The 25,914-nt window shown below is 35.8% G+C and carries 23 protein-coding genes, 1 other RNA gene and 2 pseudogenes; 22 read left to right on the forward strand and 4 right to left on the reverse strand.

Features of this window, described 5'->3' with window-relative positions:
- Nucleotides 1-73: 73 nt before the first annotated feature.
- The 14 genes and pseudogenes from eno (at nucleotide 74) to CEF18_RS22815 (ending at nucleotide 14,660) form a co-directional block, all read left to right on the forward strand.
- Entirely contained in the window at nucleotides 74-1,357 is a 1,284-nt protein-coding gene (gene eno, locus CEF18_RS22750; protein WP_110938766.1) for a phosphopyruvate hydratase, read from the forward strand.
- A gap of 499 nt (nucleotides 1,358-1,856) precedes the next feature.
- Nucleotides 1,857-2,087 carry a preprotein translocase subunit SecG gene (secG, locus tag CEF18_RS22755; protein WP_110938767.1) on the forward strand — a complete coding sequence of 77 codons (231 nt, stop codon included), beginning with the start codon at nucleotides 1,857-1,859 and terminating at the stop codon, nucleotides 2,085-2,087.
- A 370-nt stretch (nucleotides 2,088-2,457) separates the two neighbouring features.
- Complete coding sequence (locus CEF18_RS22760; protein ID WP_110938768.1) at nucleotides 2,458-3,171, forward strand: alpha/beta hydrolase; 714 nt, start codon at nucleotides 2,458-2,460, stop codon at nucleotides 3,169-3,171.
- A gap of 45 nt (nucleotides 3,172-3,216) precedes the next feature.
- On the forward strand, nucleotides 3,217-3,963 hold the full coding sequence (locus tag CEF18_RS22765; RefSeq protein WP_110938858.1) for an alpha/beta hydrolase: 747 nt from the start codon (nucleotides 3,217-3,219) through the stop codon (nucleotides 3,961-3,963).
- Nucleotides 3,964-4,038: 75 nt separating this feature from the next.
- A complete protein-coding gene (rnr, locus tag CEF18_RS22770) occupies nucleotides 4,039-6,369 on the forward strand; it encodes a ribonuclease R (protein ID WP_110938769.1) in 2,331 nt (776 codons plus the stop codon).
- Nucleotides 6,370-6,518: 149 nt separating this feature from the next.
- Nucleotides 6,519-6,989, forward strand: coding sequence for an SsrA-binding protein SmpB (gene smpB / locus CEF18_RS22775; protein ID WP_110938770.1), 471 nt, complete (start codon nucleotides 6,519-6,521; stop codon nucleotides 6,987-6,989).
- A 152-nt stretch (nucleotides 6,990-7,141) separates the two neighbouring features.
- Nucleotides 7,142-7,508: a transfer-messenger RNA gene (gene ssrA / locus CEF18_RS22780) on the forward strand.
- Between the two features lie 798 nt (nucleotides 7,509-8,306).
- Nucleotides 8,307-9,188: an aminoglycoside 6-adenylyltransferase gene (locus tag CEF18_RS22785; RefSeq protein WP_110938771.1), complete on the forward strand. Its 882-nt coding sequence runs from the start codon at nucleotides 8,307-8,309 to the stop codon at nucleotides 9,186-9,188.
- A gap of 294 nt (nucleotides 9,189-9,482) precedes the next feature.
- Nucleotides 9,483-10,271, forward strand: coding sequence for an alpha/beta hydrolase (locus CEF18_RS22790; protein ID WP_110938772.1), 789 nt, complete (start codon nucleotides 9,483-9,485; stop codon nucleotides 10,269-10,271).
- A 458-nt stretch (nucleotides 10,272-10,729) separates the two neighbouring features.
- Nucleotides 10,730-11,012, forward strand: a pseudogene (locus CEF18_RS22795) (hypothetical protein).
- Nucleotides 11,013-11,178: 166 nt separating this feature from the next.
- Nucleotides 11,179-12,135 carry a phosphotransferase gene (locus CEF18_RS22800; protein ID WP_110938773.1) on the forward strand — a complete coding sequence of 319 codons (957 nt, stop codon included), beginning with the start codon at nucleotides 11,179-11,181 and terminating at the stop codon, nucleotides 12,133-12,135.
- A gap of 291 nt (nucleotides 12,136-12,426) precedes the next feature.
- Nucleotides 12,427-12,960: a sigma-70 family RNA polymerase sigma factor gene (locus tag CEF18_RS22805; protein WP_110938774.1), complete on the forward strand. Its 534-nt coding sequence runs from the start codon at nucleotides 12,427-12,429 to the stop codon at nucleotides 12,958-12,960.
- Nucleotides 12,961-12,964: 4 nt separating this feature from the next.
- Complete coding sequence (locus CEF18_RS22810) at nucleotides 12,965-13,372, forward strand: PadR family transcriptional regulator (protein WP_110938775.1); 408 nt, start codon at nucleotides 12,965-12,967, stop codon at nucleotides 13,370-13,372.
- 7 nt (nucleotides 13,373-13,379) lie between these two features.
- Complete coding sequence (locus tag CEF18_RS22815; RefSeq protein WP_110938776.1) at nucleotides 13,380-14,660, forward strand: FtsW/RodA/SpoVE family cell cycle protein; 1,281 nt, start codon at nucleotides 13,380-13,382, stop codon at nucleotides 14,658-14,660.
- A 668-nt stretch (nucleotides 14,661-15,328) separates the two neighbouring features.
- On the opposite strand, the pseudogene CEF18_RS22820 reads toward CEF18_RS22815, so the two are convergent.
- Nucleotides 15,329-16,602 (reverse strand): annotated as a pseudogene (locus CEF18_RS22820) (IS110 family RNA-guided transposase).
- A gap of 182 nt (nucleotides 16,603-16,784) precedes the next feature.
- Between CEF18_RS22820 and CEF18_RS26910 the strand changes: the two are divergent.
- The 3 genes from CEF18_RS26910 to CEF18_RS22830 all read left to right on the forward strand — a co-directional run bounded on the left by CEF18_RS26910 (nucleotide 16,785) and on the right by CEF18_RS22830 (nucleotide 18,647).
- Nucleotides 16,785-16,907: a hypothetical protein gene (locus CEF18_RS26910; RefSeq protein WP_259458017.1), complete on the forward strand. Its 123-nt coding sequence runs from the start codon at nucleotides 16,785-16,787 to the stop codon at nucleotides 16,905-16,907.
- A gap of 602 nt (nucleotides 16,908-17,509) precedes the next feature.
- Nucleotides 17,510-17,866: a VOC family protein gene (locus CEF18_RS22825; RefSeq protein WP_110938777.1), complete on the forward strand. Its 357-nt coding sequence runs from the start codon at nucleotides 17,510-17,512 to the stop codon at nucleotides 17,864-17,866.
- Between the two features lie 310 nt (nucleotides 17,867-18,176).
- Complete coding sequence (locus tag CEF18_RS22830; RefSeq protein ID WP_110938778.1) at nucleotides 18,177-18,647, forward strand: DinB family protein; 471 nt, start codon at nucleotides 18,177-18,179, stop codon at nucleotides 18,645-18,647.
- A gap of 237 nt (nucleotides 18,648-18,884) precedes the next feature.
- Here the strand turns inward: CEF18_RS22830 and CEF18_RS22835 are convergent, their stop codons facing one another.
- The 3 genes from CEF18_RS22835 to istA all read right to left on the reverse strand — a co-directional run bounded on the left by CEF18_RS22835 (nucleotide 18,885) and on the right by istA (nucleotide 21,858).
- Nucleotides 18,885-19,334, reverse strand: coding sequence for a DUF1569 domain-containing protein (locus CEF18_RS22835; protein WP_110935624.1), 450 nt, complete (start codon nucleotides 19,332-19,334; stop codon nucleotides 18,885-18,887).
- Between the two features lie 305 nt (nucleotides 19,335-19,639).
- The gene (gene istB, locus CEF18_RS22840) at nucleotides 19,640-20,359 is read right to left on the reverse strand and encodes an IS21-like element helper ATPase IstB (protein WP_110937831.1); all 720 of its coding nucleotides are present in this window, start codon (nucleotides 20,357-20,359) and stop codon (nucleotides 19,640-19,642) included.
- Nucleotides 20,356-21,858: an IS21 family transposase gene (gene istA / locus CEF18_RS22845; RefSeq protein WP_110937832.1), complete on the reverse strand. Its 1,503-nt coding sequence runs from the start codon at nucleotides 21,856-21,858 to the stop codon at nucleotides 20,356-20,358. The genes istB and istA overlap by 4 nt, the downstream gene beginning before the upstream one ends.
- Nucleotides 21,859-22,197: 339 nt before the next feature.
- Here istA and CEF18_RS22850 point away from each other — a divergent pair, with 339 nt between their 5' ends.
- The 5 genes from CEF18_RS22850 to dfr all read left to right on the forward strand — a co-directional run bounded on the left by CEF18_RS22850 (nucleotide 22,198) and on the right by dfr (nucleotide 25,612).
- Nucleotides 22,198-22,986, forward strand: a complete 789-nt coding sequence (locus tag CEF18_RS22850) for a class I SAM-dependent methyltransferase (RefSeq protein WP_110935625.1) — start codon at nucleotides 22,198-22,200, stop codon at nucleotides 22,984-22,986.
- Nucleotides 22,987-23,247: 261 nt separating this feature from the next.
- Nucleotides 23,248-23,424 carry a hypothetical protein gene (locus CEF18_RS26185; RefSeq protein ID WP_183041272.1) on the forward strand — a complete coding sequence of 59 codons (177 nt, stop codon included), beginning with the start codon at nucleotides 23,248-23,250 and terminating at the stop codon, nucleotides 23,422-23,424.
- A gap of 140 nt (nucleotides 23,425-23,564) precedes the next feature.
- Nucleotides 23,565-23,720, forward strand: coding sequence for a hypothetical protein (locus tag CEF18_RS26190; RefSeq protein WP_183041273.1), 156 nt, complete (start codon nucleotides 23,565-23,567; stop codon nucleotides 23,718-23,720).
- Nucleotides 23,721-24,084: 364 nt separating this feature from the next.
- Nucleotides 24,085-24,954 (forward strand): AraC family transcriptional regulator, encoded by an 870-nt coding sequence (locus CEF18_RS22855; protein ID WP_110938779.1) that lies wholly within the window; start codon nucleotides 24,085-24,087, stop codon nucleotides 24,952-24,954.
- Between the two features lie 154 nt (nucleotides 24,955-25,108).
- Nucleotides 25,109-25,612 (forward strand): DfrD/DfrG/DfrK family trimethoprim-resistant dihydrofolate reductase, encoded by a 504-nt coding sequence (dfr, locus tag CEF18_RS22860; RefSeq protein WP_110938780.1) that lies wholly within the window; start codon nucleotides 25,109-25,111, stop codon nucleotides 25,610-25,612.
- Nucleotides 25,613-25,914: the final 302 nt, after the last annotated feature.

Consider the following 25,914-nt stretch of genomic DNA (forward strand, 5'->3'; position numbering starts at 1 on the left):
CCGTAAGTGACAGGTCTTACTGGTATCAGCATGAGTGAATAGCAGCAACAAAAAATAAGGAGTGTTTTTGTTTATGACAATAATTACAGATGTTTATGCACGTCAAGTATTGGACTCTCGCGGGAATCCAACAGTAGAGGTAGAAGTTCATGTAGAAAGCGGTGCATTTGGACGAGCTATCGTACCAAGTGGTGCTTCAACTGGTGAATATGAAGCAGTTGAACTTCGTGACGGCGGAGACGCTTGGATGGGTAAAGGCGTTACAAAAGCAGTAGAAAATGTGAATGATGTTATTGCACCAGAACTAGTAGGTTTTGACGCATTGGATCAGCTTGGAATTGACCAGTTGATGATCGAACTTGATGGTACTCCTAACAAAGCTAAATTAGGAGCTAACGCGATCCTTGGTGTTTCTATTGCTACTGCTCGTGCAGCTGCTGAAGCACTTGGCTTGCCATTGTATGTTTACCTTGGAGGATTCAACGCCAAAACGTTACCTACTCCAATGATGAACATTATTAATGGTGGAGAGCACGCTGACAATAACGTAGACATTCAAGAATTCATGATTATGCCAGTTGGCGCAGAAAGCTTCTCACAAGCGCTTCAAATGGGTGCTGAGATCTTCCATAATCTTAAAAAAGTACTTAGTGGTAAAGGATATAATACTGCAGTAGGTGACGAAGGTGGATTTGCACCTAACCTAGGATCGAATGAAGAGGCTCTTTCTACAATTATTGAAGCTATAGAATTAGCTGGATATAAGCCAGGTGAAGATATTCAATTGGCTATGGACGTTGCAGCTTCTGAAATTCACGAAGACGGTAAATACCATCTAAAAGGTGAAGGTGTTGTGAAAACATCTGCCGAAATGGTTGATTTCTATGAAGAACTTTGCAACAAATATCCAATCATCTCGATTGAAGATGGTCTTGACGAAAACGACTGGGAAGGTTTCAAATTGTTGACAGAAAGATTAGGCGATCGTGTCCAACTTGTTGGGGATGACCTATTTGTTACAAACACTGAGAAACTTTCTAGAGGAATCAAAGAAGGAATTGGTAATTCCATCTTAATCAAAGTAAACCAAATTGGTACATTGACTGAAACTTTTGATGCTATCGAAATGGCTAAACGTGCTGGCTATACAAATATCATTTCTCACCGTTCTGGTGAAACAGAAGACAGCACTATTGCAGATATTGCAGTGGCTACAAACGCTGGACAAATTAAAACAGGTGCTCCTTCACGTACAGACCGTGTAGCGAAGTACAACCAACTTCTACGTATTGAAGATGAGCTTCAGTTCATCGGCCAATATGCAGGACGTAAAGCGTTCTACAATTTAGATAAGTAATAGATGATGAACCCCGAGTCCTCTTTTTAGGATTCGGGTTTTTTTTAGAGGTAGACTGTTTGTCAAAAGAGAAGTACTCGAATTCGCTCTAGGCGGACACTTTCCGCGGGCAATGCTTCAGTCTCCTCGGGAAAGATCGTCCTGGCGGGGTCTTCAGCTATTGCTTTTCCCGCAGGAGTCGCCGCCTTCGCTACTTCGAGTTATTTTAAAACAAAGTCTAAGGTTAAGAAAGCATTTTAAACAAAAGAAGCTAAGCGTTTTGTTTAGAGAAGGCAACTACCTTCAGCCGCAAGTAGCAAGGAAGATCACCTCCTTTCGAGTAGCACCTACACACACTTCGTAGGTGCTACTCGGGGCGGCAGAAGCTAACGTTGCATTTAATAAAAGACGCTTTGCATTTTTATTACGTAACACAGTAAATCTTAACGATGTTCTTGATTCAAAAGGGGATTCATGTTATATTCTAAAAAGGTTTAGATGTCGTTTTGGAGGTGGACATATGGAAGCACTTGCATCCATTTTACTTGTAATTGTATCAATATTATTAATTGGCGCAGTTTTACTGCAATCAGGAAAAAGCGCAGGATTATCCGGAGCTATTTCTGGTGGTGCAGAGCAGTTAGTCGGGAAGCAGAAAGCACGTGGTGTTGAGGCCGTTCTAGTTAAGGCAACCGTCGTACTTGGTACTCTGTTTTTCTTGTTAACGTTATCTGTGGCGTTTTTCATGTAGTGAGAAGTTGTACAAGCAGTGGACATTTTGTCTGCTGCTTTTTGTATGTAGGTTCAAAAGTCAGGAAAAAATCCGTGTTGTATCTCTGCGTAGTCTCGGGTCTTCGCGTTATAATCAGGCCTGGGTCTACTTTCTACTTCTTTATTACTATAAGTTTAAGAATACATAACTGTTACTATGCTTACATTTTAATTTCACCAAAATATATTGCTATGGTGCCTTCCTGATTAGATAGCAGGGGAAATAGAAAAATGTGATTATTTTCCTTTGTTTTTGGGAATATAGTTAAAAAGGTGTGCATCGAACAAGCTTCGCATGACGGGGTTCGTCAATATCATATATAAAGAAGGTTCATCAAGGAGTGATCATAATGATTGGGTGTCTTGTCATACACGGTTTTGCTGGCACTAGGGATGAGATTGCAGATATTTGCGAACACCTTGAACAGAAAAATTGGTTAGTATACTGCCCAGAGCTTCCAGGACATGATGGAACTAAGGAATCAATGAAATCGGTGACTTACAAACATTGGATTTTCAAATCAAAAGTAGCTCTGGAAGAACTTCTATCCAGGTGTGACAAGGTCTATGTGATTGGTTTTTCTATGGGCGGGGTCATCGCAAGTTATTTAGCTTCACGTTATCCCATCGATAAGCTAGTTTTGTTAAGTTCAGCGGTTTATTATATTAATCCTAAACAACTTGTACAAGACGTGAAAGGCTGGTTTTTAGAAGGGATGCGAGGAGAATTAGATCAAGATAAACTGTACCAATTTTATCTGGAAAAAGTAAAAAGAACGCCCATGTCGGCAACATTGGAGTTTGCAAAGATGGTTAGAAAACTTCGAAATCATCTGGATCAAATAACGGTACCTACTCTTATTATACATGGAGAAAATGACGGACTAGTCCCAGAGAAAAGTGCGCAATATATTTATAATCATATTCAGTCTGCAGATAAGCGATTGTATTTTTTTCCGGAGGCAAAGCATCACATCTGGTTTGGGGAACAAAAACAAGAACTTCTTGATACTATAGAATCATTTTTTGAAGAGGAAATGGAAATGGAAGAGACTATCTATTAATAAATTAACTCTATTCACAGCAAGAAAGGAAGAAAGAAACATATGATGAAAATTTCACAGCCAAAACCATTTACAATAGAGGCAGGTAAGCGTGCCGTTTTACTTCTTCACGGATTTACCGGAAATTCTGCGGATGTTCGGATGCTTGGAAGATTTTTAGAGAAAAAAGGATATAGCTCTCACGCTCCTCATATGAAGGGACATGGTGTTCCACCAGAGGAGTTGGTTCAAACGGGACCAGAAGATTGGTGGGACGATGTACTCGCCGGCTATCATCTCCTAAAAGAGGCCGGCCATGAAGAAATTGCCGTTGCAGGATTGTCACTAGGAGGCGTATTTTCCTTAAAGCTTGGGTACACACTACCTGTGAAGGGTATCATTCCCATGTGTGCCCCTATGTATATTAAAAGTGAAGAAGTAATGTATCAAGGTGTATTAGAATACGCCAGAAAATATAAAAGGTATGAGAAAAAATCAAAAGAACAAATAGAAACAGAAATGAAAGATTTCGAAAAAACTCCGATGGACACATTAAAGGCTTTGCAGGAGTTAAATAAAGAAGTACGTAATAATATAGATATGATTTATGCACCAACCTTTGTTGTCCAAGCACGCAATGATGAGATGATTAATACCGATAGTGCAAATATTATTCATGATGCGGTCGAATCTGATAAGAAAAAACTTAAATGGTATGAAGAATCAGGACACATTATCACACTAGACAAGGAAAGAGATCAATTGCATCAAGATGTGTACGCTTTTTTGGAAGAATTGGATTGGAACGAATAACCTCCAAATTTTTCCCCCTCAAGAGGTGCGTGGCAGCTTAGACTGTGATCTCCCATATGAAAGGAGAACATTGAAATGAGTAAGTTAACAAAGGAAGACGTCCTTCACTATATGAAAACTGAGTCGGACAAGCCCTTATCCACGAAGGATTTAGAGGCTGTATTCAGTTTGGAGGATTCTCAGGATTACAAAGAGTTTATTAAAATACTCAATGAATTAGAAGAAAGTGGTGATCTCGTTCGTACGAGAACGAATCGCTACGGTTTACCTGAAAAAATGGATTTAATTCGCGGCGATGTCATTATGCATGCGAAAGGTTTTGCTTTTGTGAAAACAGAAGAAGGCATGGATGATGTGTATATTTCCGGTTCAGAAATGAACTCAGCGATGAATAAGGATAAAGTACTTGTAAGATTGCAGCAAAAATCAAATGGCTCCCGTCCAGAAGGAACGATTATTCGTATTTTAGAACGAGGAGTTACACAAACGGTAGGTACGTATGTCGATGATAAGCATTACGGCTTTGTCGTTTCCGATGACAAACGGATACCAAACGATATTTTTATCCCGAAAAATCAAGCTTTAGGGGCTGTAGATGGTCATAAAGTGCTCGTAGAAATCACGAAATACCCGGAAGATCGAAAGAGCGCAGAAGGACATGTTGTGAAGGTTCTTGGTCATAAAAATGATCCAGGAGTCGATATTCTTTCCATCATTCATAAACATGGGTTACCCGGTGAATTCCCTCAGGAAGCCATTGATCATGCCGATAGAGTACCGGATGAGATAGATCCTAAAGATTTAGAGGGGCGTCGTGACCTGCGCGATGAAACAATCGTTACAATTGACGGAGCAGATGCAAAAGACTTGGATGATGCTGTTCAAGTGAAAAAACTCGACAACGGAAACTACAAATTAGGCGTCCATATTGCTGATGTGACTCATTACGTGAAGGAAGGTTCGGCGATCGATAAAGAAGCCTATGAGAGAGCAACAAGCTGTTACTTAGTTGACCGCGTTATTCCAATGATTCCGCACCGGTTGTCCAATGGGATATGTTCCCTAAATCCTCAAGTAGACAGGTTGACTTTATCGTGTGAGATGGAGTTTTCACCAAAAGGAGAAGTCGTCAATCACGACATTTTTGAATCAGTCATTAAAACAAACGAACGAATGACTTATACAGATGTTCGCAAAATTCTTTTAGAAGAAGATGAAGAAGTTTCAAAACGTTATGAGTCACTTATTCCATTTTTCAAGGGTATGGAAGAGTTAGCGGAAATTTTAAGAAATAAGCGTTTCAGTCGTGGTGCTATCGATTTTGATTTTAAAGAAGCAGGGGTCAAGGTTGATGAAGAAGGTACTGTAACGGATATTGTAATGCGTGAGCGAAGTGTAGCGGAACGTCTTATCGAAGAATTTATGCTTGCGGCGAACGAAACGATTGCGGAACACTTCCATTGGATGAAAGTACCTTTCGTCTATCGTATTCACGAAGATCCAGATGAAGAAAAACTAAACAAATTTTTGGAGTTCATCACAAACTTTGGATATATGGTTAAAGGAACATCGAATACGATTCACCCTCGAGCATTACAAGAGTTACTTGAACAAGTAAAAGGGGAACCAGAAGAAGCGGTGATTAGTACAGTCATGCTTCGGTCCATGAAACAAGCAAAATATGATCCGGAGAATATTGGTCACTTCGGTTTATCTGCGGATTTCTATACTCATTTTACATCCCCAATCCGCCGTTATCCCGATTTGATTGTACATCGATTAATTCGGACGTATTTGATCGAGAAGAAAACGGATGATCAGACGATCGAAAAGTGGAACGAGAAGCTTCCGGAAATTACGAAGCACTCCTCTGAAATGGAACGTCGTGCAGAAGATGCATCCAGAGAAACAGATGAGCTGAAGAAAGTCCAGTATATGGAAGACAAAATCGGACAAGAATACGAAGGAATTATCAGTGGTGTGACAAACTTCGGTTTGTTTGTTGAATTGCCAAACACGATTGAAGGCCTAGTACACGTCAGCTATTTGACGGATGACTATTACCATTACGATGAGAAACAATATGCCATGATCGGAGAGCGCACAGGTAATGTGTTCCGTATTGGTGATGAGATGGAAGTCCGCGTGACAAATGTGAATGTCGAAGAACGCATCATCGACTTTGAAGTTGTAGGCATGAAGAAGCGTAAAGAAAGAAGTAATGACCGTCCAAAAGTCATTGAAGGCGGTAACCGTAAAAAGCGTCGACTTGGTGGCTTAGCTACGAGTGAAGATAAAAAACCAGGCGACAAAACAAGCGGTCGTAAGAGAAAGAGAAAGAATAAAGCGTTCCACGAAGATGCACCAAAGGGCAAACGAAATAGAGGTAAGAAGAAAAAGAAGTAACATATAGAAGTGGCAAAGCTCATCATTGAGATGGGCTTTGATTATTTAATAAAAGAAGGCTATGCCTTTTTTCTTATTCTCCTGATTGAAGCAACAGGGGAATTTTGGTATGATTAGTTTACGAGATAGAGGGAAAGGATGCAGGAAAAATGGCAGCAGAAGGACAACTTATCGCACAAAATAAGAAAGCCAGACACGATTTTCATATTGAAGAGACGTATGAGGCAGGAATGGTACTGACTGGCACGGAAATCAAATCGATTCGAAACAGACGTGCAAATTTAAAAGACTCCTTTGCTAGAGTTTCTCAAGGAGAAGTTTATCTTCATAATTTGCATATTAGCCCTTATGAGCAGGGAAATCGATATAATCACGATCCTGTCCGGACGCGCAAGCTTTTGTTGCATCGTAAACAAATTAATACGCTAATAGGACAGAGCTATCAAAAAGGGTATACTCTCGTTCCATTAAAGATTTATATTAAAAACGGTGTAGCAAAGGTGTTAATCGGACTAGGTAAAGGAAAGAAGAAATACGACAAGCGCGAAGACTTGAAACAGAAAGATGCGAAGCGTGAAATGCAGCGGGCCTTCAAGGATAACCAGCTTGGAAGAGAATAGACAGGTTCCTTAGAGGTGGCGAAGCTTTCCAGTTGACCACACATACTCATGTGTTATAATAAGAATTGTTGTTAAGGAAAATAAATATAAGCGATTGTTCAAAGAAAATTTGGACATTCCCTCTATATATCCTTGATGTTCTCACCTTACAGGGGGACGTTCTGGATTCGACAGGGATAGGTCGTGCTTAAGTGGCGAGTCGAGCTGGGTGTCCTCGTATAAAACGCCCATCGCCTACAGTTGGCAAACAAGATAACGATTTCGCTTTAGCAGCGGCGTAATAACCCTGTTAGCGGTTCCTCCCTTCATCACCCATGTGAAGGAATAGGGACTCACTCTAAGTGGGATACGCCTTGCGCTCTCCACCTGAGGGCAATAGGAAGAGATGAATCAGGTTAGCCTCACAGAAGCCTGTTAGTTGGCTGAAATGACGGCGAATTGCTAATAAACTGACTACACTCGTAGATGCTTAAGTTGCGTTATCTCTGGACGTGGGTTCGATTCCCACCGTCTCCACCAAATACATATTTGGTGGTTTTTTATTGTGTGTGACATAAAGCATAAGTTTTCCGTTTGGAAAGCTTATGCTTTATTTTATTTTAGGAAACCTTATGCTTTATTAAGAAATGAATTAAAGTGTTATAACGGTTAATTGAATTAAACATGTTCCGTACATTAGTACCTTTTAGGTACTTTTTTTGTTCTTCTTAAATTTATTCTACCAAAACTGTTTATGCAAAAAATAAATAATAAGATCGTTTTGAAAATAGATACGGGTAAAAGGTTATGCCATATTAATTGGTAGTCTTAATTGCTGAAATTGTTTAAGGCATTAGGACTATGTATATGCGAGCAGTGTGTTCATAAATTTTATGTATCATTAAGTAAAGTAATTGTTTCTTAAGAAAATATTTATTAAATATTTTAGGATGTCCTTTTGAACGAAGCAGTTTAGTTTAACTACTTAAATTTCACAAAATCAGTTAATTATGTTAAATGTAGATTTGAAATAAAGTTTGATCAAAAGTTGATATGCAAGATTTTTTCTTGTTCAGCAATCGGGCCAGATTGTCGAGGATCAGTGTGATTTTTTATCCGAAAATCATTACAAATAAAAGTGATAATTGGAAACTTATGTTAACATGATGATAGAGAATATAAGAGTTTGTAAAATATTTCACTTAAACAAACGGGGAGAGTCCTTCAATAAGGAGATAAGATTTTTTATTTAACTAATGAGCAGTTTAGTGTAATAAGAAAATGAAGGATTAAGTGGTATTTATATATAAATGTAAAAGTTATAAAGAGGTGATAACAGTGAAAAAAGAAGAAGAAATGTTTGGTCAGTTACTTGACTGGGCTAAAAACAATGAAGAAATTCGTACAATTATTCTAACAAGTTCCCGTGCAAACTCTAATGCCATTAAAGATATGTTTACTGATTATGACTTTGAACTCTTTGTAAAAGATTTACGTCCTTTTTTAAATAGTGACAAATGGTTGGAAAAGTTCGGAACAATTATAAAACGTGTTCCCTTGAAAGCAGTCGAAAATGAAAACTGGATTACTCGTCTTGTTCTTTATGAAGATGGGACAAAGATTGATTTTCAAATATCTACGAATGAGTCAGTAAATAAACTTGCTAATGAAACTCAATTGCCACCTGAGTATGACAATGGTTATAAAGTGTTACTTGATAAAGATAACCTTACTAAAGATATAAAACCTCCATCTTATACAGCGTTTATAACTAAAAAACCAACTGAAGAAGAATATTCTGAAATTATGAATAGCTTTTGGGGAGATACAGCCTACGTTGCAAATAGTCTTTGGCGTGATGAATTATATTTTGTTAAGTTTATGCTCGATAATATAATTCGCTTTAACTATTTACAAAAAGTGATTGAATGGTATTTAGGAGTAAAATACGATTGGAAAATAAATCCTAATAAATGTGGAAGATGGTTTAAAAGATATTTAGATAAGCCAACTTGGGAAGAACTTGAGAAGACATTTGTTGGTGCGAATATCGAGGATAATTGGAATGCTCTTTATAAGACTGCGGACCTTTTTAGTAGATTAAGTAAAGAAGTCGGAGAGAATTTAGGTTATACATATCCTTTGGAATATGAAAATAAGATAAGAGAATATTTATTAAGGGTAAGGAACTTAGATAATAACGCTAATACTTTTGAATGATAAATTACGATGATACAATTAATTTCCTTATTCAGCTAACGGGTGCGTTAGTGCAAGAAGCTAGTTGCCTTTAAGTACCTAATTCCTATCGATACTATCTTCCACAATCAGGCGCAAATCTCTAATAAGAATTGCGTTCTTTCTTTATGTATAGGGCCATATGGTGGAAGATCAATATATTTTTTTTATCAAAAGATCATAACAAATAAAAGTTATAATTGGAAAATTTATGTTAATGTGATAATAGAGAATATAAGAGTTTGTGAAGTATTGTAAGTGTATAGGAGGGTTACAATGAAAAAAATTAAGTTTGATTATCCTGTAACTGAAAAAATTTACAAAGTAGTAGAGGAAAGAAGTTTAAAATTGTATATATTTGAGCCACTGTCAAAGCAGAAAGACAAACCAGCTATTCTATTTTTTAATGGGGCTAGCTTTAAAAAGGACCCAAAAACCCCTGTACAATTCCAACATCAAGCAGATTATTTTTCATCTAAGGGTATGGTTGCAATATGTGTTGATTATCGAAACGGCTCTGATGAAGGTTTTTTACCAACCCAATCAATTTATGATGTTAAATCTGCAGTACGATGGGTTAGGAGAAATTCCTCTGATTTGGAAGTAGATCCAAACAAGGTAGTTGTATGTGGTTCTTCCGCTGGTGCATATATTACTGTGTCTTCTATTATGTTTGATGATTTAAATGATGAACACGATTATGATAATCAAAGAACAAATCATGTTCCAGATGTTCTAGTTGTTTTTTCAGGAGTCATGGATGGTGTTGATATAATGAGCAGGCGCTATCCTGAATTGCTTGAAAGAGCTATAGAAATATCACCCATACATAATATTAAAAATTGTTTGCCACAAACTTTATGGATGTGTGGTACATCGGATATAGATTATGAACACAATAAAGAATTTATTAAACTGATGAAGCAAGAGGGAAATGACATAACATTAAAAACATTTGAAGGTATGGAACATGGTTTTTTTAACTATGGTAGGCATCAAAACGAGTATTTTCATATAACAAATCTTGAAATTGAAGAATATTTACATTCGTTGAAGGTTATTTAGTAGTTAATTGGTAAAGAGCACTTAGAAGCTATCAAAAAACAAACGTTTTAGAAAAGATGAAATTGTGAATAATCTTATTTAAAGAAACGGGAGAGCGTTAGTGTAAGAGTTAGTTGCTTTTTAGTACTAATCCTAACGATTCTATCTGCAACAATCAGGCGCAAATCTTTAATAAGAATTGCGTCCATCTCTATGTGTATAGGACCAGATAGATGAAGAGTAGTTCCTAAAATTTTGAAAATGAAATGGGGAATTTGTGTTAATGTGGTAATAGAAAATATAATAGTTTGTGAAATTTTTCGCTTATAGGAAAGGTTTGTTCAATAAGAAATCACAAAAGGAAGAGCATTTACTATAGATTTGACGTATTAATGTCTTAAAAAAGTAATACAAAAAATTGAGATGACGCACATTAGTATTATTACACGACATAAATAAAAATATATGGAGGTATAGTTATGGGGATAATATTGGGGGTTATTGCAATAGTGACAACTTTTATAAATCTTTATATGTATAAAGCAGGAAAGGATTATAAGCTTGCTATGGCGTTAGGATTATCATATACAGCATTAACACTTTGTGCAGAATACAGTCTGGTATCGGAGTGGGTAAAAAAAGGAAGATTGGTCACTTTTAGGGGAAGTACCTAATTATGGAAGGGTATTATGGTTTTTGACAATTGTTTCTATCTTACTAAATATAGCACCTATACTTTTATGTGTAAGTCTTTATGTTTAACTAACGGAAGCATTTCTTCAATGCTTTTTTTTCGTGTTAATAAAAAGGAAATTAATGTTAAATAGAAGGAGCAGAATTCTTGAATAGAAGCGTACTGAAATAAAAGGGTTTTCTGGAATAAATAATGAATGTATAATTAAACGCTTATCGTTTAAGGGGGAGACATATGAATATTGAAACACCGAGTGTTCAAATAGTTGAACAAGAAATAAAACGTTTATATAACATAGATGTGAAAAATGTAGTTTTTTTAGGAAGAAGTGATAATGTTACATTCCGTGTTGATACGTTAAGCGGTAAATATTTATTAAAACTCCATTTAGGAAGCAATTCTAAATCTATGATTGAATCTGAGCTGATGTGGCTCACAGCAATTAATCAAGATACTAACTTGAAAGTGCAAAGTCCTATAAAAAATGTAGATGGTGAATTCGTCACCACTTTCAACGTCAAAGGTAATCATTCCTTCTGGACGTTACAAAGTTGGATTGAGGGAGAATTACTACAAGAACAACCAACTACTCAGGAGATAGAAGAGTTAGCAAATTTAATGGTCACTCTACATGAACATTCTACTAATTGGAGTGTACCAGAATCATTTTCAAGACCAATTTTCAATACTGAACACTTATTAATTTCATCTGAGGAATTATCGACTTTAATTCAGGTTGATGTTTTAACTTCAGAACACTATAAGATTTTCCAAAAGGTCACGAATAAGATTATCCCTATCATAGATATACAAGATATTAATTCAAACACTTGGGGAATGATCCACTCAGATCTTCACGAAAGCAATTATGTATTAGACAATGGAACTGCATATGCTATTGATTTTTCTTGTTGTGGTTTCGGTTTTTATTTATTTGATATTGCTGAAACTTTCTTACATATTAATCCTGATAATCAAAATAAATTTATACACTTTTATCAAAAAAAGCGTAAATTACAAAGAGATTATCATGAGGTGTTGGAAGCATTTTTCTTGTGGCAAATTATTCGGAATTTTGCTTTACTATCTAAGAACCATGAGGAATTTGAATACCTGTCTAAAACAATTCCTTTTGTTGTAGAAAACTTCTGTATTAAATATCTTGATGATGTTCGTTTCCTATTAAAATAAAGCATGATTTTTTTGATTAAGTTTGTGAAATATTACACTTCTACTAAAGGGAGTGCGTTATTGTAAGAAGCAAGCTACCTTTAAGTACCTAACTCCTATCAATTATATCTTCAACAAACAGGCGCAATTCTGTAATAAGAATTGTGTCCTTTCTTTGTGAATAGGGCCATTTAATTGAGTAAGGCTTATTAAACAAACGGTATGGCTATTGCCAGCCGTTTTTCTTTTAAGAATATTTAAAAAACTTTTCAATGGAGTACGTCGTCTAATAAATGGGAAGGAGGAACTGATGTGGATGAATTAACAGCAGAGGTGTTTGAAATAGAAGATAAGGAAGAACTTATAGGTGAGATAATGAACAAGTATGGACAGGAGATCTTACAGCTTGTTTATTCATATGTAAATAATAAAGAAGTCGCTGAGGACTTAACCCAAGATATATTTGTTAAATGTTACAAATCTCTTCATACATACAAGGGAAAATCAAAGTTAAGAACATGGTTGTGGAGAATTGCAATTAATCATTGTAAGGACTATATAAAAAGTTGGTATAACAAAAAGGTAATCGTTACAGAAAATGAATCTTCGTATACTGGGATTCAAAAAGAAAGTGTTGAACAGACTGTTATTCAAAATGATGAGGATCATAGGCTGGCTTCTGCAGTAATGAACTTACCAATAAAATATCGAGAAGTGATCTATCTCTTTTATTTTGAAGAATTGCCAATTAAAGATATTGCTATGGTAATAGAAGTGAAGGAAAACACTATTAAAACTAGACTTAGAAGAGCAAAGGAACTTCTGAAGAAAGGATTGGAGGAATAATCAAATGGAAGATCGATTAAAAGGGCTACGAAAATCAATGGATAAAACAACCTTTAAACAATTGAATTTTTCAGAGCAGCATCGTAAGCAGGTATACGAAAAAATCAATAAACCATACGAAAATGAAGAAGATATCTTTTTAGCAGTTTTACAACTTCTCATTCATGAAAAAACAGGATACGAATTGGCACAGCTATTACGGGGGAGAGGTATTCAAAAATTCGAAGGAAATGAAGGCTTTTTATACACCTTGTTACATCGTCTAGAAAAGAATCACCTTATCAAATCAAGTTGGGATCATTCAGAAGCTAAATATTATCAATTAAATGATAAGGGAAAAAAGATATTACGGAAGGCAGAAAAAAATTCTACAAAGAAACGATTTATATTAAAAGAATTGATACAGGAGTGAGACAAAATTGAAAAAAAGAGGGAATAACTTTTTAAAAGAAGTCACCAATCATATTAAATCAAAGGAAGCAAAGAAATTTGTGGCAACTGAATTAGCATTTCATTTGAAGAAAGCTAAGAACACATGGATAGAGAAAGGTTTAAGTGAGGTAGATGCAGAAGACAAAGCAGTTCAACAAATGGGAAGCCCAATCAAAATCGGTCAGGAACTGAACAAACTTCATCGGCCAAGGGTTGATTGGATGATTATTATTTTATTAGTGACCGTTATGGGTCTAGGTTTCTTGCCGATCGTATCTCTTGGGGATGCAGGATTTATGGATGTGAATCACTTCCTAAAAAATAAAGTGATTTTTGTTATTCTAGGTGTTGCGACAGCTTTTGGGATGATGATGATTGATTATCGGAAATTAGAGAGACTTGGATGGCTGTTTTACATAATTGGAGTACTCACCCTGTCAATGATAAGCTATTTTCCAAACACTACAATCAATGGAGAACCTTTAATAAAAATTGGACCCATTACAATTGAATGCTTAATGGCCGTACCATTCTTTTTTCTAGCTTGGGCTTCATTTTTCAATAACAGTAGGTTAAAAGTTTGGCATCTTGGGATTTTGTATCTATTTTCTTTTTACCTATTTTTAACTATACCAAATCTCTCAACAACCTTTATCTATATCATGATGGTATTCGTTATGCTTTGGTGGAGTAAGTTAGGTAAGAAAAAGGCACTGATGATTACAGGTGTACCAATTTGTTTATCTATCATCGGTGGATTATTTTTCTGGTCCTCTGTAAAGGAATACCAGTTGGCTAGAATTTTAGGGTTTTTAAAGCCAGGAAATTACGCAGATGGTCCAGGTTATATGTATTTACGTTTAAAAGAGCTAATGTCTTCAGCAGGGTGGTTTGGTACAACTGGAAATATAGAGTTCATTCAGGCTGCACATACTGATTTTGTGTTTGCAAGTTTGACTTACTATTATGGGTATTTGTTTGCAATTATTCTTGTTATGATTCTTTCCTTTTTTGTAGCAAGGATGATGGTCATATCCCATAAAATAAATGGCCCTTATGGTAAATTACTTCTTGTTGGTGGAATGACGCTTTATGTAGTCCAGTTCATTTATAATGTTGGAATGATACTAGGCTTATTCCCAATCACCTCTATATCCTTGCCTTTTATCAGCTATGGATTGATGCCAACTCTGTTTAATGCGTTTTTAATTGGAATCGTATTAAGTGTGTATCGCCGCAAAGATTTGATATCAAGGAGTATTATTTAGAGTTCAATTTTAAAAAATTTGTATTCTGACATGGGTATTTAACTTATTCAAATGAACTGGGCTTATCTTGAATAAGGTTTAAGCTATGATCTTCAACAATCAGGCGCAATTCTGTAATAAGAATTGCGTCCTTTCTTTGTGAATAGGGCCATATTGTCGAAGAAGTAGGTTCTTTAAAATTTGAAATTAAATTGCTAAATTTATGTTAATATGATTATAGAATACCCAATAATTTGTGAATTTTTTTCACTTAAACTCCCTCAGTGTGATTGTTATATCTCTTGAATACTCACTTATTCGCAGGATTCCATAACCCTTCATAAGGGAACAGCGGAGGATTGGAATGAGTGATGATGGTTTAAGCTACATGAAGGCGTGCTTGAATAAAGGAGTTAGATGAAACTCCATTTTTTACCATATTCTGCACGTATTCTCCACGCCGCCCCTGGAGGCTAGCCCTCCCATGTCTCAACGGGTCTTATAAATAAGCCCTCTCATTCCTTCGTCACGCCTATCCAAGGGGTGGAGGCCGGTTTTGCTAAAGGTATGGGTCATAGCCCTTTTGTTTAAGTCATCCAGTACTCCGTGCTTTCTTTGGATCCTGCGAATAAGCCAACATTCAAAATTTTTAAAAGGTGATTAGGGTATAAAATAATCTGTCTTCGTCATTATGCAGCTATAGAAGTTGAGGCTTGTACTTTTTCTGGGCAATAGGATTCATTCCGACGGGCCATGCTTACCAATATTCTTGCCAGTTTACCGATCAATTTCATGATAGATTTCATCCCTTTCATTTTCTTGACATGAATATTATTGTAGTGAAGATCTTTGAACTCAGGGTTGTTCATGACAAGACTCAAGGTTGCTAAGTAAAGAAAGCGCCGTAGGCGGGACCTTCCTCGTTTAGAGATCACCACCTTTCCTTTCCATTTACCAGAGCTTGCTTCTACTAGATGTAAACCTGCATGTCGCAGTAAAGCATTTCCATGAGCGAATCCACTTAGATCACCAGCTTCGCCTAATATGCCAGATAGTGAGATTTTACTAATACCTTTCATGGCCAGTAGTTTCATAGCGAAAGGGATCTGGTTCAAGCACTCCGTGACTTCGTTTTCCACTCTTTCGAGTTGTATGGAAGCAAGATCGTATTCCTCTAGTAATTGTGATAAGTGAAAGGTATACGCATCGATTGCTGTCTGGCTACCGATAGATTCTTTAGCTAATTCACTTAGTAGACGGGCTTTCTGGAACCCAGGCTGTCTCTTCATGGTTGATCTCCAACCTTGAACAATGTCTTCCGGAGATATGCTTTTAAGTTCTCCTGGAGTAGGAAATAACCGAAGTGTCGCAATGGCTCCTTTACATGTCACGTTTTTGAAAACTTCTCGCAACTCAGGGAAGACGACATCTACCCAGCGATTGATTTGGTTCACGGAACTGACCAGTCGTTTGACAACAACGTCTCGATTCGACATCAATACTTGGAGCTTTTCGAAGGATTCAGGCGTCTTGTGAATGAAGGTATAATAGCCATTTTTGACCATATCAGCGATGACGAGTGCATCTTTTTTATCACTCTTGGATTGGGTATTATCCCGATTTTCTTTATTACGTTTGACTAAATGAGGGTTGACTGTGACAGCCTCAATGGTTTGATTTAATAGCCACTTAGACAAATTGGTCCAGTAATGTCCCGTTGGTTCCATCCCCACGATCGTTGATTGTAATTTGTTTTTACGTTTTAACTCGTTGATCCACACTTTTAACCTATGAAATCCAACCTCATTATTTCAAAGGATAGGGGATCACCTACAACAATACCGCGGAAATTCACTGCACGAGCCACATGAATATGTTGGGCAATATCAACACCAACAACGAGATGACTGTCTGAAATTCTTTCAATCAATTGATTTTGTTTGTATTGCATTTTATACTTCATTTAGAGCTTCCTCCTTAGAATGATTTGTGTTCGTGTCTATAATCATTTTACTGAGGAGCTCTTTTTTTATCAAACCTGATAAATAACGATCTACAGGAATGCTAAAGGGGAGAATTCTTGCAGAAGGGCTGAAATATTTATTATACAATAATGTAATTAAATTTGTTAATGTGGGAATTTATATGTGGATTTTATTACTACTTGTTGTTATAGGTGTAGATACAATTGTAGGGCAACTGAAAGAGCAATCAAATCAAAGCAAAAGAATTATAGAACTACTTGAAGAGATAAAGAAAGGTAAATAAGATGTTCAACAAACTGTTGCTCCTTGGTGCTAACGGGGAACTTACTTCAATAATAAGAAGGGGTTTTATGTGAAAAAAACAACGGTCTTATCTATTATAATTTGATATTATCTTAATGCTAATAGCCTAATTTTTCCGAAATATAAAGAGATGCTTGATTTTTTCAATGTTAAATGGATTTTAATTTATTCAATTTTATTAAGTGTTTTGTATTTCGTATTTGGCATTTTGATTGAGACTAAAAGGGTAATTAAAGTGTTTTCTAAGAAAGTAAGGGTTAACTGGTTACAATTTAGTTTTGTAGTTATTTTAATTTTATTAGTTTTCGTTCCCACAATATTGGTTAATCCTGTTTCCTCATAATTTTTTAATTAGTTTTATTTCCAGGCTTGTAATTCAAGTTATTTTGAACGTTCTCGCAGGAATTTTATTTGTACGGTCATTTGATAAAAAGAAATTTAACTTGGTTTAAATTTTGAAGCAATAGTTGAACAAGCTGTTGCTCCTGTAAGGGCACTAAACAGGTAGGTTAATGCAACAAGGAAAATAGCAGATAGGAAACCAAAATTATGTAAAATAATTGTGAATAGGAGGGAGATTTTATGAAGTCAAAACCAATTTTAAATCAAATCGGAACTACATTTATTCCGGTTAGTGACATTAAAAGAGCACGTGACTGGTATTGTGAGATATTAGAGTTACCTGCAGATGGTGAGATTTTATTTGGTCATTTATACGTATTACCTATGAAAGGAACAGGTATCGTATTAGATAGCAAAATATTTTCAGAGGAAAATACCTATAAAGCACCACCTTTTCATTTAAATACAAATAATATAGAACAAGCTTATCAATATATGAAAAGCAAAAATGTTGAAATCATAACAAAAATTGAACATAATCATTGGTTCAATTTTAAAGACCTAGATGGGAATCATTTAATGATTTGTCAATGTTAGTTGTTGCACTAACAGGGCGTTAGTTCAACAAGCAAGCTGACTTTTAGTACCTAATTCTTATCAATTCTTTCTGCAACAATCAGGCGCAAATCTGTAATAAGATTTGCGTCCTTTCTTTTTGTGTGTATATGGCCTGTTTTTTGAAGAAGTAGGTTCTTTATAATTTGAAATTAAATTGGAAAATTTATGTTAATATGATAATAGAAAAACTAATAGTTTGTGAATTTTTTCACTTAAACTCTATTTGTTGAAGAAGATTTTCGTAATTTTTGTCTATAATGTAATGTGAATTCGAGATAGGAGGGAAAAAATGAATATAAAAGAACTTTTATTGAACCAATTTAGAGCTTGTCATTATAGAGATACTTGGTTTGTTTCTTTGAATACTGCATTAGAAGGTCTGAGTTCTGAACAAGCCTCTTGCAAAAGCAAAGACTCTACAAACTCAATTCTGGAGATTGTTAATCATCTGTATTTTTATAATCAATTGGAATTAAATCGTTTTAAAGGAATAGCCAATAATGTTAATGTATCGGACAATAAGGTAACGTTTAGTGATTTGCAGAAAACAAGTTGGACGATACTTGTTGAACAAATATTTAAAACTATGACTGATTGGGAAAATGTGATTGAGAGTTCTGATGAGGCGCATCTAAAAAAGTGTTCTGAAAACCTTACTTATATCAATTTACATAATGCTTATCATATTGGACAAATTTTATATATCCGTAAAAGTCGTGGAATTTGGGATGGCAGTGGAGGAATAAATTATACCTTTTAATATTGCTAAATGGACTCTAACTGTCTTTAGATACTTATTAAACAAACAGGCGCGAATCTGTAATAAGAATTGGCCCTTTCTTTGTGAATAGGACCAGATTGTGGAGTAACTGTCAGTACGTAGTAGCCTTTATACTGAGCAGCAAAAGGTCTTCACTTTTTAGCCTACTTTGTGAAATGTACTAACAGTAACGACGCAGGTTACTTTAAGATGGTACGGTATAATTAAACTCCTGCATTAAACACCAAATTGTTTTAAATGGTGGTCAAGATGCTTGTAGATTCCTTTTCCCCATTGTTCGGAAGTGAATTTTCCGAAAAAAGGATGTGGATGACCTGTACAAGCCTCTGGTCCATTCTTTTGAAATGTAATAATTTTTTGTTTCAGTTTTTCTCTTTCTATTTCAAATTCTTTTTTACTTGTAATTACAATGGATGGAATAGTAGACATATTGTGGGGTAAAGGTTTGTCATTATAAAAAATGGGTTTTGCAAATCGACCTACTAATAACCCTAACCAACCTCTTGGGGGTAAAGAATATCCCATTGCGATATCTTGGAAAGACGAGCAATGAGCTAACATTTGAGCGACATCCATTTTTCCCCATTCTGATTGTGAATTTACGTTTAAGTTTTCGATACGATTTAATAATTCATCTGTATACGTGACCTCAAAAATATTATTCATTAGAATACTCCTTTAGTTTTTGATTTAACCATTAAATGCCCTTGATTATTTAATATATAATTCAACGTCAACGTTATTTTATCCTTCTTTAACTAACTGGTGCAATTCTTGAAGAAACAGGGATTGCTATTTTGGTTATTGAAGTAAAGAATCAGTAATGAATATCTTTAAAGGGGGAAGTATGCCTGCATATGCTCCTCTTCTGTTTGCACATTTGATGAGATTAAAGATGATAAAGTTTGTATTTGGCAAGTAAAAAATGTATGGAATGGCAATTAAAAATGCATGCCACTTGCCGTCTCTAGTTATTGTTGTAATAAAGATTCTTTGTATCGAAAGCTTTCTCCCGTAAACATTAATAAATGAGAATGATGAATCAATCGGTCAATAACGGCTTCTGTTAGAATGGGATCACCGAAAACATGGTTCCATTGACCGAATTGAAGGTTAGTTGTTATTAATAGACTACGGTTTTCGTAGCACATAGATATCACTTGAAATAACAGTTCTGCACCTTCTTTATTTAAGGGGATATATCCTAATTCGTCGAGCACCAAAAGATCCAGCTTTTCAATCATCTTCATGAACTTCGGAAGAGTTCCTTGTTGGTTGACTTCTATTAACTTATTAACTAAAGCTGCCACTGTAAAAAACTTCACCCGACTGCCAAACCTGTGTATGGCATTTAAGGATATCAATGCCGCCAAATAGGTTTTCCCTGTACCAACTCCTCCGTATAAAATGAGGTTTTCTTGCTCTTTAATAAAATCCCCATTTAATATCGTTTCTTGATCAATTCCTTGTGGAATTTGTATATGCTCCCATTGAAAAGGCAACGTTCCTGTTTTCGGCAACTGAGCTTGGTTTAATAGTAAGTTAATCTTTCGCTCTTCACGATTTTTAGCTTCCATTTCAAATAGCTTCAATAAGTACTCTTGGTTATTTTCAGCTTCAATTTCATGATAATGTTCACGAATCCAGCTAAGCTTCAACTGTTTGGCGTAGGATTCGATTTGCTCTTTCATTTACGATCACCTCCTTCTTGAAAAAAGGCATCATAATGAGAAAGGCCGCGAGATGCGTTGGGCAAGACGGGCACCTTCATACGAGGAGTAATTTCCATATGAGAACGGTCTTGATTCATTAACGAATAAAAACAGTGCTTAATTTGATCTGCGCTAGGATGACCATGAGAGGAAGCCAATTGGAGCGCTTTGTTCAGTAATGTGAAATCATCATTTTTTAAGAGTTTCGCTAGTAAACGTAACCCCATTTTCCGTTCCTCTTCTGTGCAATCTTTTAAGTATTGAGACCAAGCATAAGGGAATTGATCATATAAGCTTGAATATTTAATAGCTTTCGGACGTTTTGATAATAATTCAAGATAAGGCTGCCATATCATCGATTTTCGCTTCACACCATATAGCCGAGAATGCGTGACAATGGGTTCATTGTCTTCATTTAATACCACGACAGTATTAAAGGTAAGACGTGTTTTTACTCTTTGTTTCGCAAACCTCGGAGAGGTAGAATATTCCTTATTGTCCAAACTCACAATGCCATACTTATCAGCCTTCATTTCCTGGTAATAAGCACATTCAAAATCTTTCTCAGGAAGGTGAAGCCACTTACTTTGGTCTTCTTTATATAACTCTGATTGAAGTATCTGCTTCTTATAATGCACGCGATGCCGGTCTTCCTCTGCCTTATTCCAAAGCGTCTTATTAAAGTGATCTAAGTTAGCCACCGTACATTCAGGCAAAAGAAAATTGTTCCGCACGTATTTAACCATCGCTTCTACGTGCCCTTTTTCATTTCCCTTTCCTGGATTACAAAACTCATATCGGAAACCGTAGTGTAAGACAAACCTTTCGAAGGTATCGGTCAGTTTCCGTGCTCCTTTTCCCATGATTTTTGAGACCGCAGGTGACAAGTTATCGAATCGAATAGTTGTTGGAACGCCACCGATATGACGAAATATACGTTGTAATCCTTCAAGTAAACATTCTGTATTTTCCGAAGGAAATACTTGAAAATAAAAGGTGTTACTAAAAGGGAAGGACACAACCAAATATGGCAAATCAATGATTTTTGATTGGTACTTAAATGATGCTGTACCAAAGTCCACTTGAGCTGTTCCTGGGAAAGACTCTAGTGGTAGAGCTACACCTTCTTGATAATCTTTTAACTCCTTTTTCCGTTTCGAAACATAGTCACGGACAGATCTCTCGGAGCCTCTGAAACTATGAAATTCCCCCAACTGCTCATACATTCTTTTAGCTGTTCTATGATTCTTCCTTTTCTTCTTCAGATCTTCACCAATCCATTTATCTATGATAGGTTTCACTGGATCCATCACTCTTGCTTTCCTCTTTTGTGGCAACTTCACTTGAAACTCTTCTTGATTGGCATATTTCCTTACTGTACGTGGGTCCACTTCGACCCTGGTAGCTACACTGGAATAATTATTGCCTTTCTGATTCACTTCGCGTCTGATATAATCTATCTGAGTCACTTCTAACATCTCCTAATATCCTCCTGTCAAACGTTGTTGGTCCAACGAGGAGTTTAAAGTTATTTTGAGAAGTTAGCAAGTGGCGTTTTTTAATTTATGAGGGCCCCGCGGGGCCCTCATAAATTAACTGCCGTCCCCTACATATTTAGTTTGCCATAAACATAAAGTTATATAATTAAAGATAGATGAACTTAAAATTCAAGCATAAAAAAAACACCAAAAACAATTCTGAAAATTGAATTACTTCAAATCATAGGTAATATAACTGTTAAAGTAAGGGGAGCCATGAAGATATATTTCAATGTAATGAAGCAGGGAAACTAAAAAAACATATTAGGGGGCTACTAAATGGATCCATTAAAGCAAAATAGCGATGCTTGGGACAAGAAGGTTGAAGATGGTGCTGTATACACCAAACCTATTAATGAAGAAATAATTAAAAAGAGTAAAGATGGGTATTGGGGGATAAGGACTACGCCTACAAAATATGTTCCAAGAGAGTGGTTACCCAAATCATTAGAGGGACAGAAAATACTTTGTTTAGCATCTGGAGGGGGTCAACAAGGACCAGTATTAGCCGCAGCAGGTGCTGACGTTACAGTTGTTGATTTATCTGCAAAACAATTAGACCAAGATAAATTCGTTTCTGAAAGAGATGGACTTAAAATTACAACTATACAAGGAAGTATGACAGACTTACATTTCTTTGATGATCAACAGTTTGATATTATAGTTCACCCAGTATCTAATTTATTTGTTGAAAATTTGTCTCCTGTTTGGAAAGAAGCATCAAGAGTTCTAAAAGATAATGGTGTTTTAATTGCAGGGTTCACTAATCCTCTTCTTTTTATTTTTGATGACAAAGAAGATATGAAGGGTAACTTGGTTGTTAAAAACTCTATTCCATCAACTTCTTTAGACAACTTAACCGAAAGAGAATCTGAAGAATATCTTAAGGCAAAAAATCCGATTGAGTTTGGGCACACATTAGAGGATCAAATTCAAGGACAAATTAATGCTGGCTTTGTCATAACTGGTCTATATGAAGATGACTTTGGCGGAAGTAGACCATTAGATAAATATATAAAGTGTTTTATCTCAACCAAGGCTAGAAAAGTGGATATAGTTGAACAATAGCTGTGATTTACAACTGCATCTTTTACTCCACAGTACAACGATACTATTCAATAAAAATAATCTTCAACAATCAGGCGCAATTCTGTAATATGGATTGCGCCATTTCTTTGTTAATAGGGCCATTTTGTTAAAGAGTAGGTCCCAAGATTTTGAGAATAAATTGGCAAATTTATGTTAAAGTGATAATAGAAAATATAAGTGTTTGTGAAATATTTCACTTAAACTAAAGGGGAGTTTACCACAAGAAGGAGAGGAAAATAAATGAAGTATTTATTATACGGTACATTAGGATTGTTAGTAGTATCTTTTGTTATGGATTCAATGGGGTATCGCCCTTCTTATTACATTTTTGGTCTTATTGAATGGACAACTCGTTATGTACTGCCTTGGATAGGATTATATTGGTTTATACAGTTTGTAAAATCCAAAAAGGAATAGATGAACATATTCAAGTAATGGAAGCAATAGTTTAAAAAGCCTTTGGTTCTGTTGAGGCGAAGGAGAATTTTGTTCAATAAGATGATTAAGTTCTAAACTAAAATTATGATAACGATGATTTGGTAACGAGGAGGATGATTATGGATAAGGTACTTGGTACGTTTAAGAATATGTTCTTAGACTTATTCTCAATGGGTAAAGGTTTTTTCTATGGATTTGTAATGGTAGGGTTATTTATTGTAATTTGTGGTGCTTTGATATATGGATTTCTGTTTCTTAAAAGTTTCATATTCTAGTCAAGATAAACTTCAAATCTAAACGTTTCTTCTTCAACAAACAGGCGCAATTCTTTAATAAGAGTTGCGTCCTTTCTTTGTGTATAATTCCAGATTGTGGAGTAATTGATTTGTCGTAGCTGTTGAAAAGTTTGATTAAATAATTGCCAATACCTTTATCTAAAAGAAAATGGTAAGAGCATGTTTTAAAACTTTGATCAACCATGCTTAAATAAATGCGATAGATTAACCCCTAAATCCTTGTTACATTGCACTAAATCTGTCCTTTTTTACATTAAATGAATCGAACCTGCCACAACAAAGCATAAATTGACAGGATATGTTCTTTAGAAGTTGCTAAGATGAAAATAAGGAGTTGAAAGCCATGGCATGGGTGGAGACAATACAAAAGGCAATTGAATACATGGAAAAAAATATTTTGGAGGATATTACGATAGACAGTATTGCTAAACAAGCCAATGTGTCACCTTTTCATTTCCAACGAACGTTTGCAGTTTTGACAGAAATTACGATTGGTGACTATATAAGAAGGCGGCGATTAACATTCGCAGGAGAAGAATTGCTGACTACAGGCGTGAAGATTATTGACCTTGCCAATAAATATGGCTATGACACTCCCGAGGCTTTTTCGAAGGCTTTCCGCAGACAGCACGGGGTTACTCCAAGTGAAGCGCGAAAGAAAAAGGGGAAACTACAATCCTATAACCGCCTGATAATCCAGGTAACCTTGAAAGGGGCAGAACCAATGAAGTATAGTGTAGTCGAGAAGAATGCGTTTCAAATTGTTGGGATTAAGCGGGAATTTCCTTGTGTGGCAGAGGAAGAAAACGTATTAGGCATTCCCGAATTTTGGGAAGAAGTCAATCAAAATGGAACAAGCGATCTGCTATTCCAACTGAATGACGCGGTAGTAAAAGGTGTTTTAGGTGTTTGTGGGGAAGTCAGTGAAGAGCAAAAAAAGACTAATATATTTGATTATTGGGTGGCAACCTCGTACGCTGGGGAAGTTCCAGAAGGGATGTATGGATTAGAAATTCCTGCTTCCAAGTGGGCGGTTTTTGAAGTGCATGAACCAATGCCTGCTGCGATGCAAAATACGTGGAAACAAATCTTCTCCGAATGGTTCCCGTCCACTGGGTATGAGCATGCAGGTACACTAGAATTTGAATCATATAGGGATGAGGATCCCCATAGTCCAGATTTATACTCGGAAATCTGGATTCCAATTAAATAAGTTCACTATTTTATACAGTCTTCGGCATCAGACGCAAATCTGTAATACGAATTGCGTCTTTTCTTTGTGTATAGGGGCATTAGTGGAACAAACAATTATTTCAATAGAAATAAAAATTACATGGTAATATAGTTAAAAAAGGCTGTGTTACATTATGAAAGTTTCTTTAATTGTTGCGATGGATCAGAATAGAGTAATTGGCAATGAGAACGACATTCCATGGAGAATTCCTAAGGATTGGGAGTATGTTAAAAATACTACACTGGGACATCCAATCATATTGGGTAGAAAGAATCTTGAGTCAATTGGAAGGGCATTACCTAACAGAAGGAATATTATTTTAACAAGAGACAGGAATTTTAACTTTGAAGGTTGTGAAATTGCCCATTCAATAGAAGATGTTTTTGGGCTAGGTAAAGATGAGGAAGAGATTTTCATTTTTGGGGGAGAACACATTTATAATATGTTCATGCCTTATGTTGAAAAGATGTATATTACAAAAATTCATCATGAATTCAAAGGAGATACATTTTTTCCGAAGGTTAATCTCGATGAATGGAAAGAAGTATCTATTGAAAAAGGGGTTATGAATGACAAAAACCCATATAACTACTATTTTCATATTTATGAAAGAAAGGGTATTAAGGTAACGAGGTAATCTGCGTTAGTGCAAAAAGCGAGCTGCTGCCTTATAGTACCTAATTCCTATCGATTCTATTTTCAACAATCAGGCGTAATTCTGTAATAAGAATTGCGCCCTTTCTATGTGAATAGGGCCAGATGGTCGAAAAGTAGTCCCTAACATTTTGAAAATTAATTGGAAAATTTATGTTAAAATGATAATAGATAAATGTGAGGGTTTGTGAATATTTTCGCATAAACTCCCTCAGTGTGATTGTTATATCTCTTGAATGCTCACTTATTCGCAGGATTCCATAACCCTTCATAAGGGACCAGCGG

The sequence above is a fragment of the Salipaludibacillus neizhouensis genome, from assembly GCF_002886185.1.
Taxonomy (GTDB): Bacteria; Bacillota; Bacilli; order Bacillales; family Salisediminibacteriaceae; genus Salipaludibacillus; species Salipaludibacillus neizhouensis.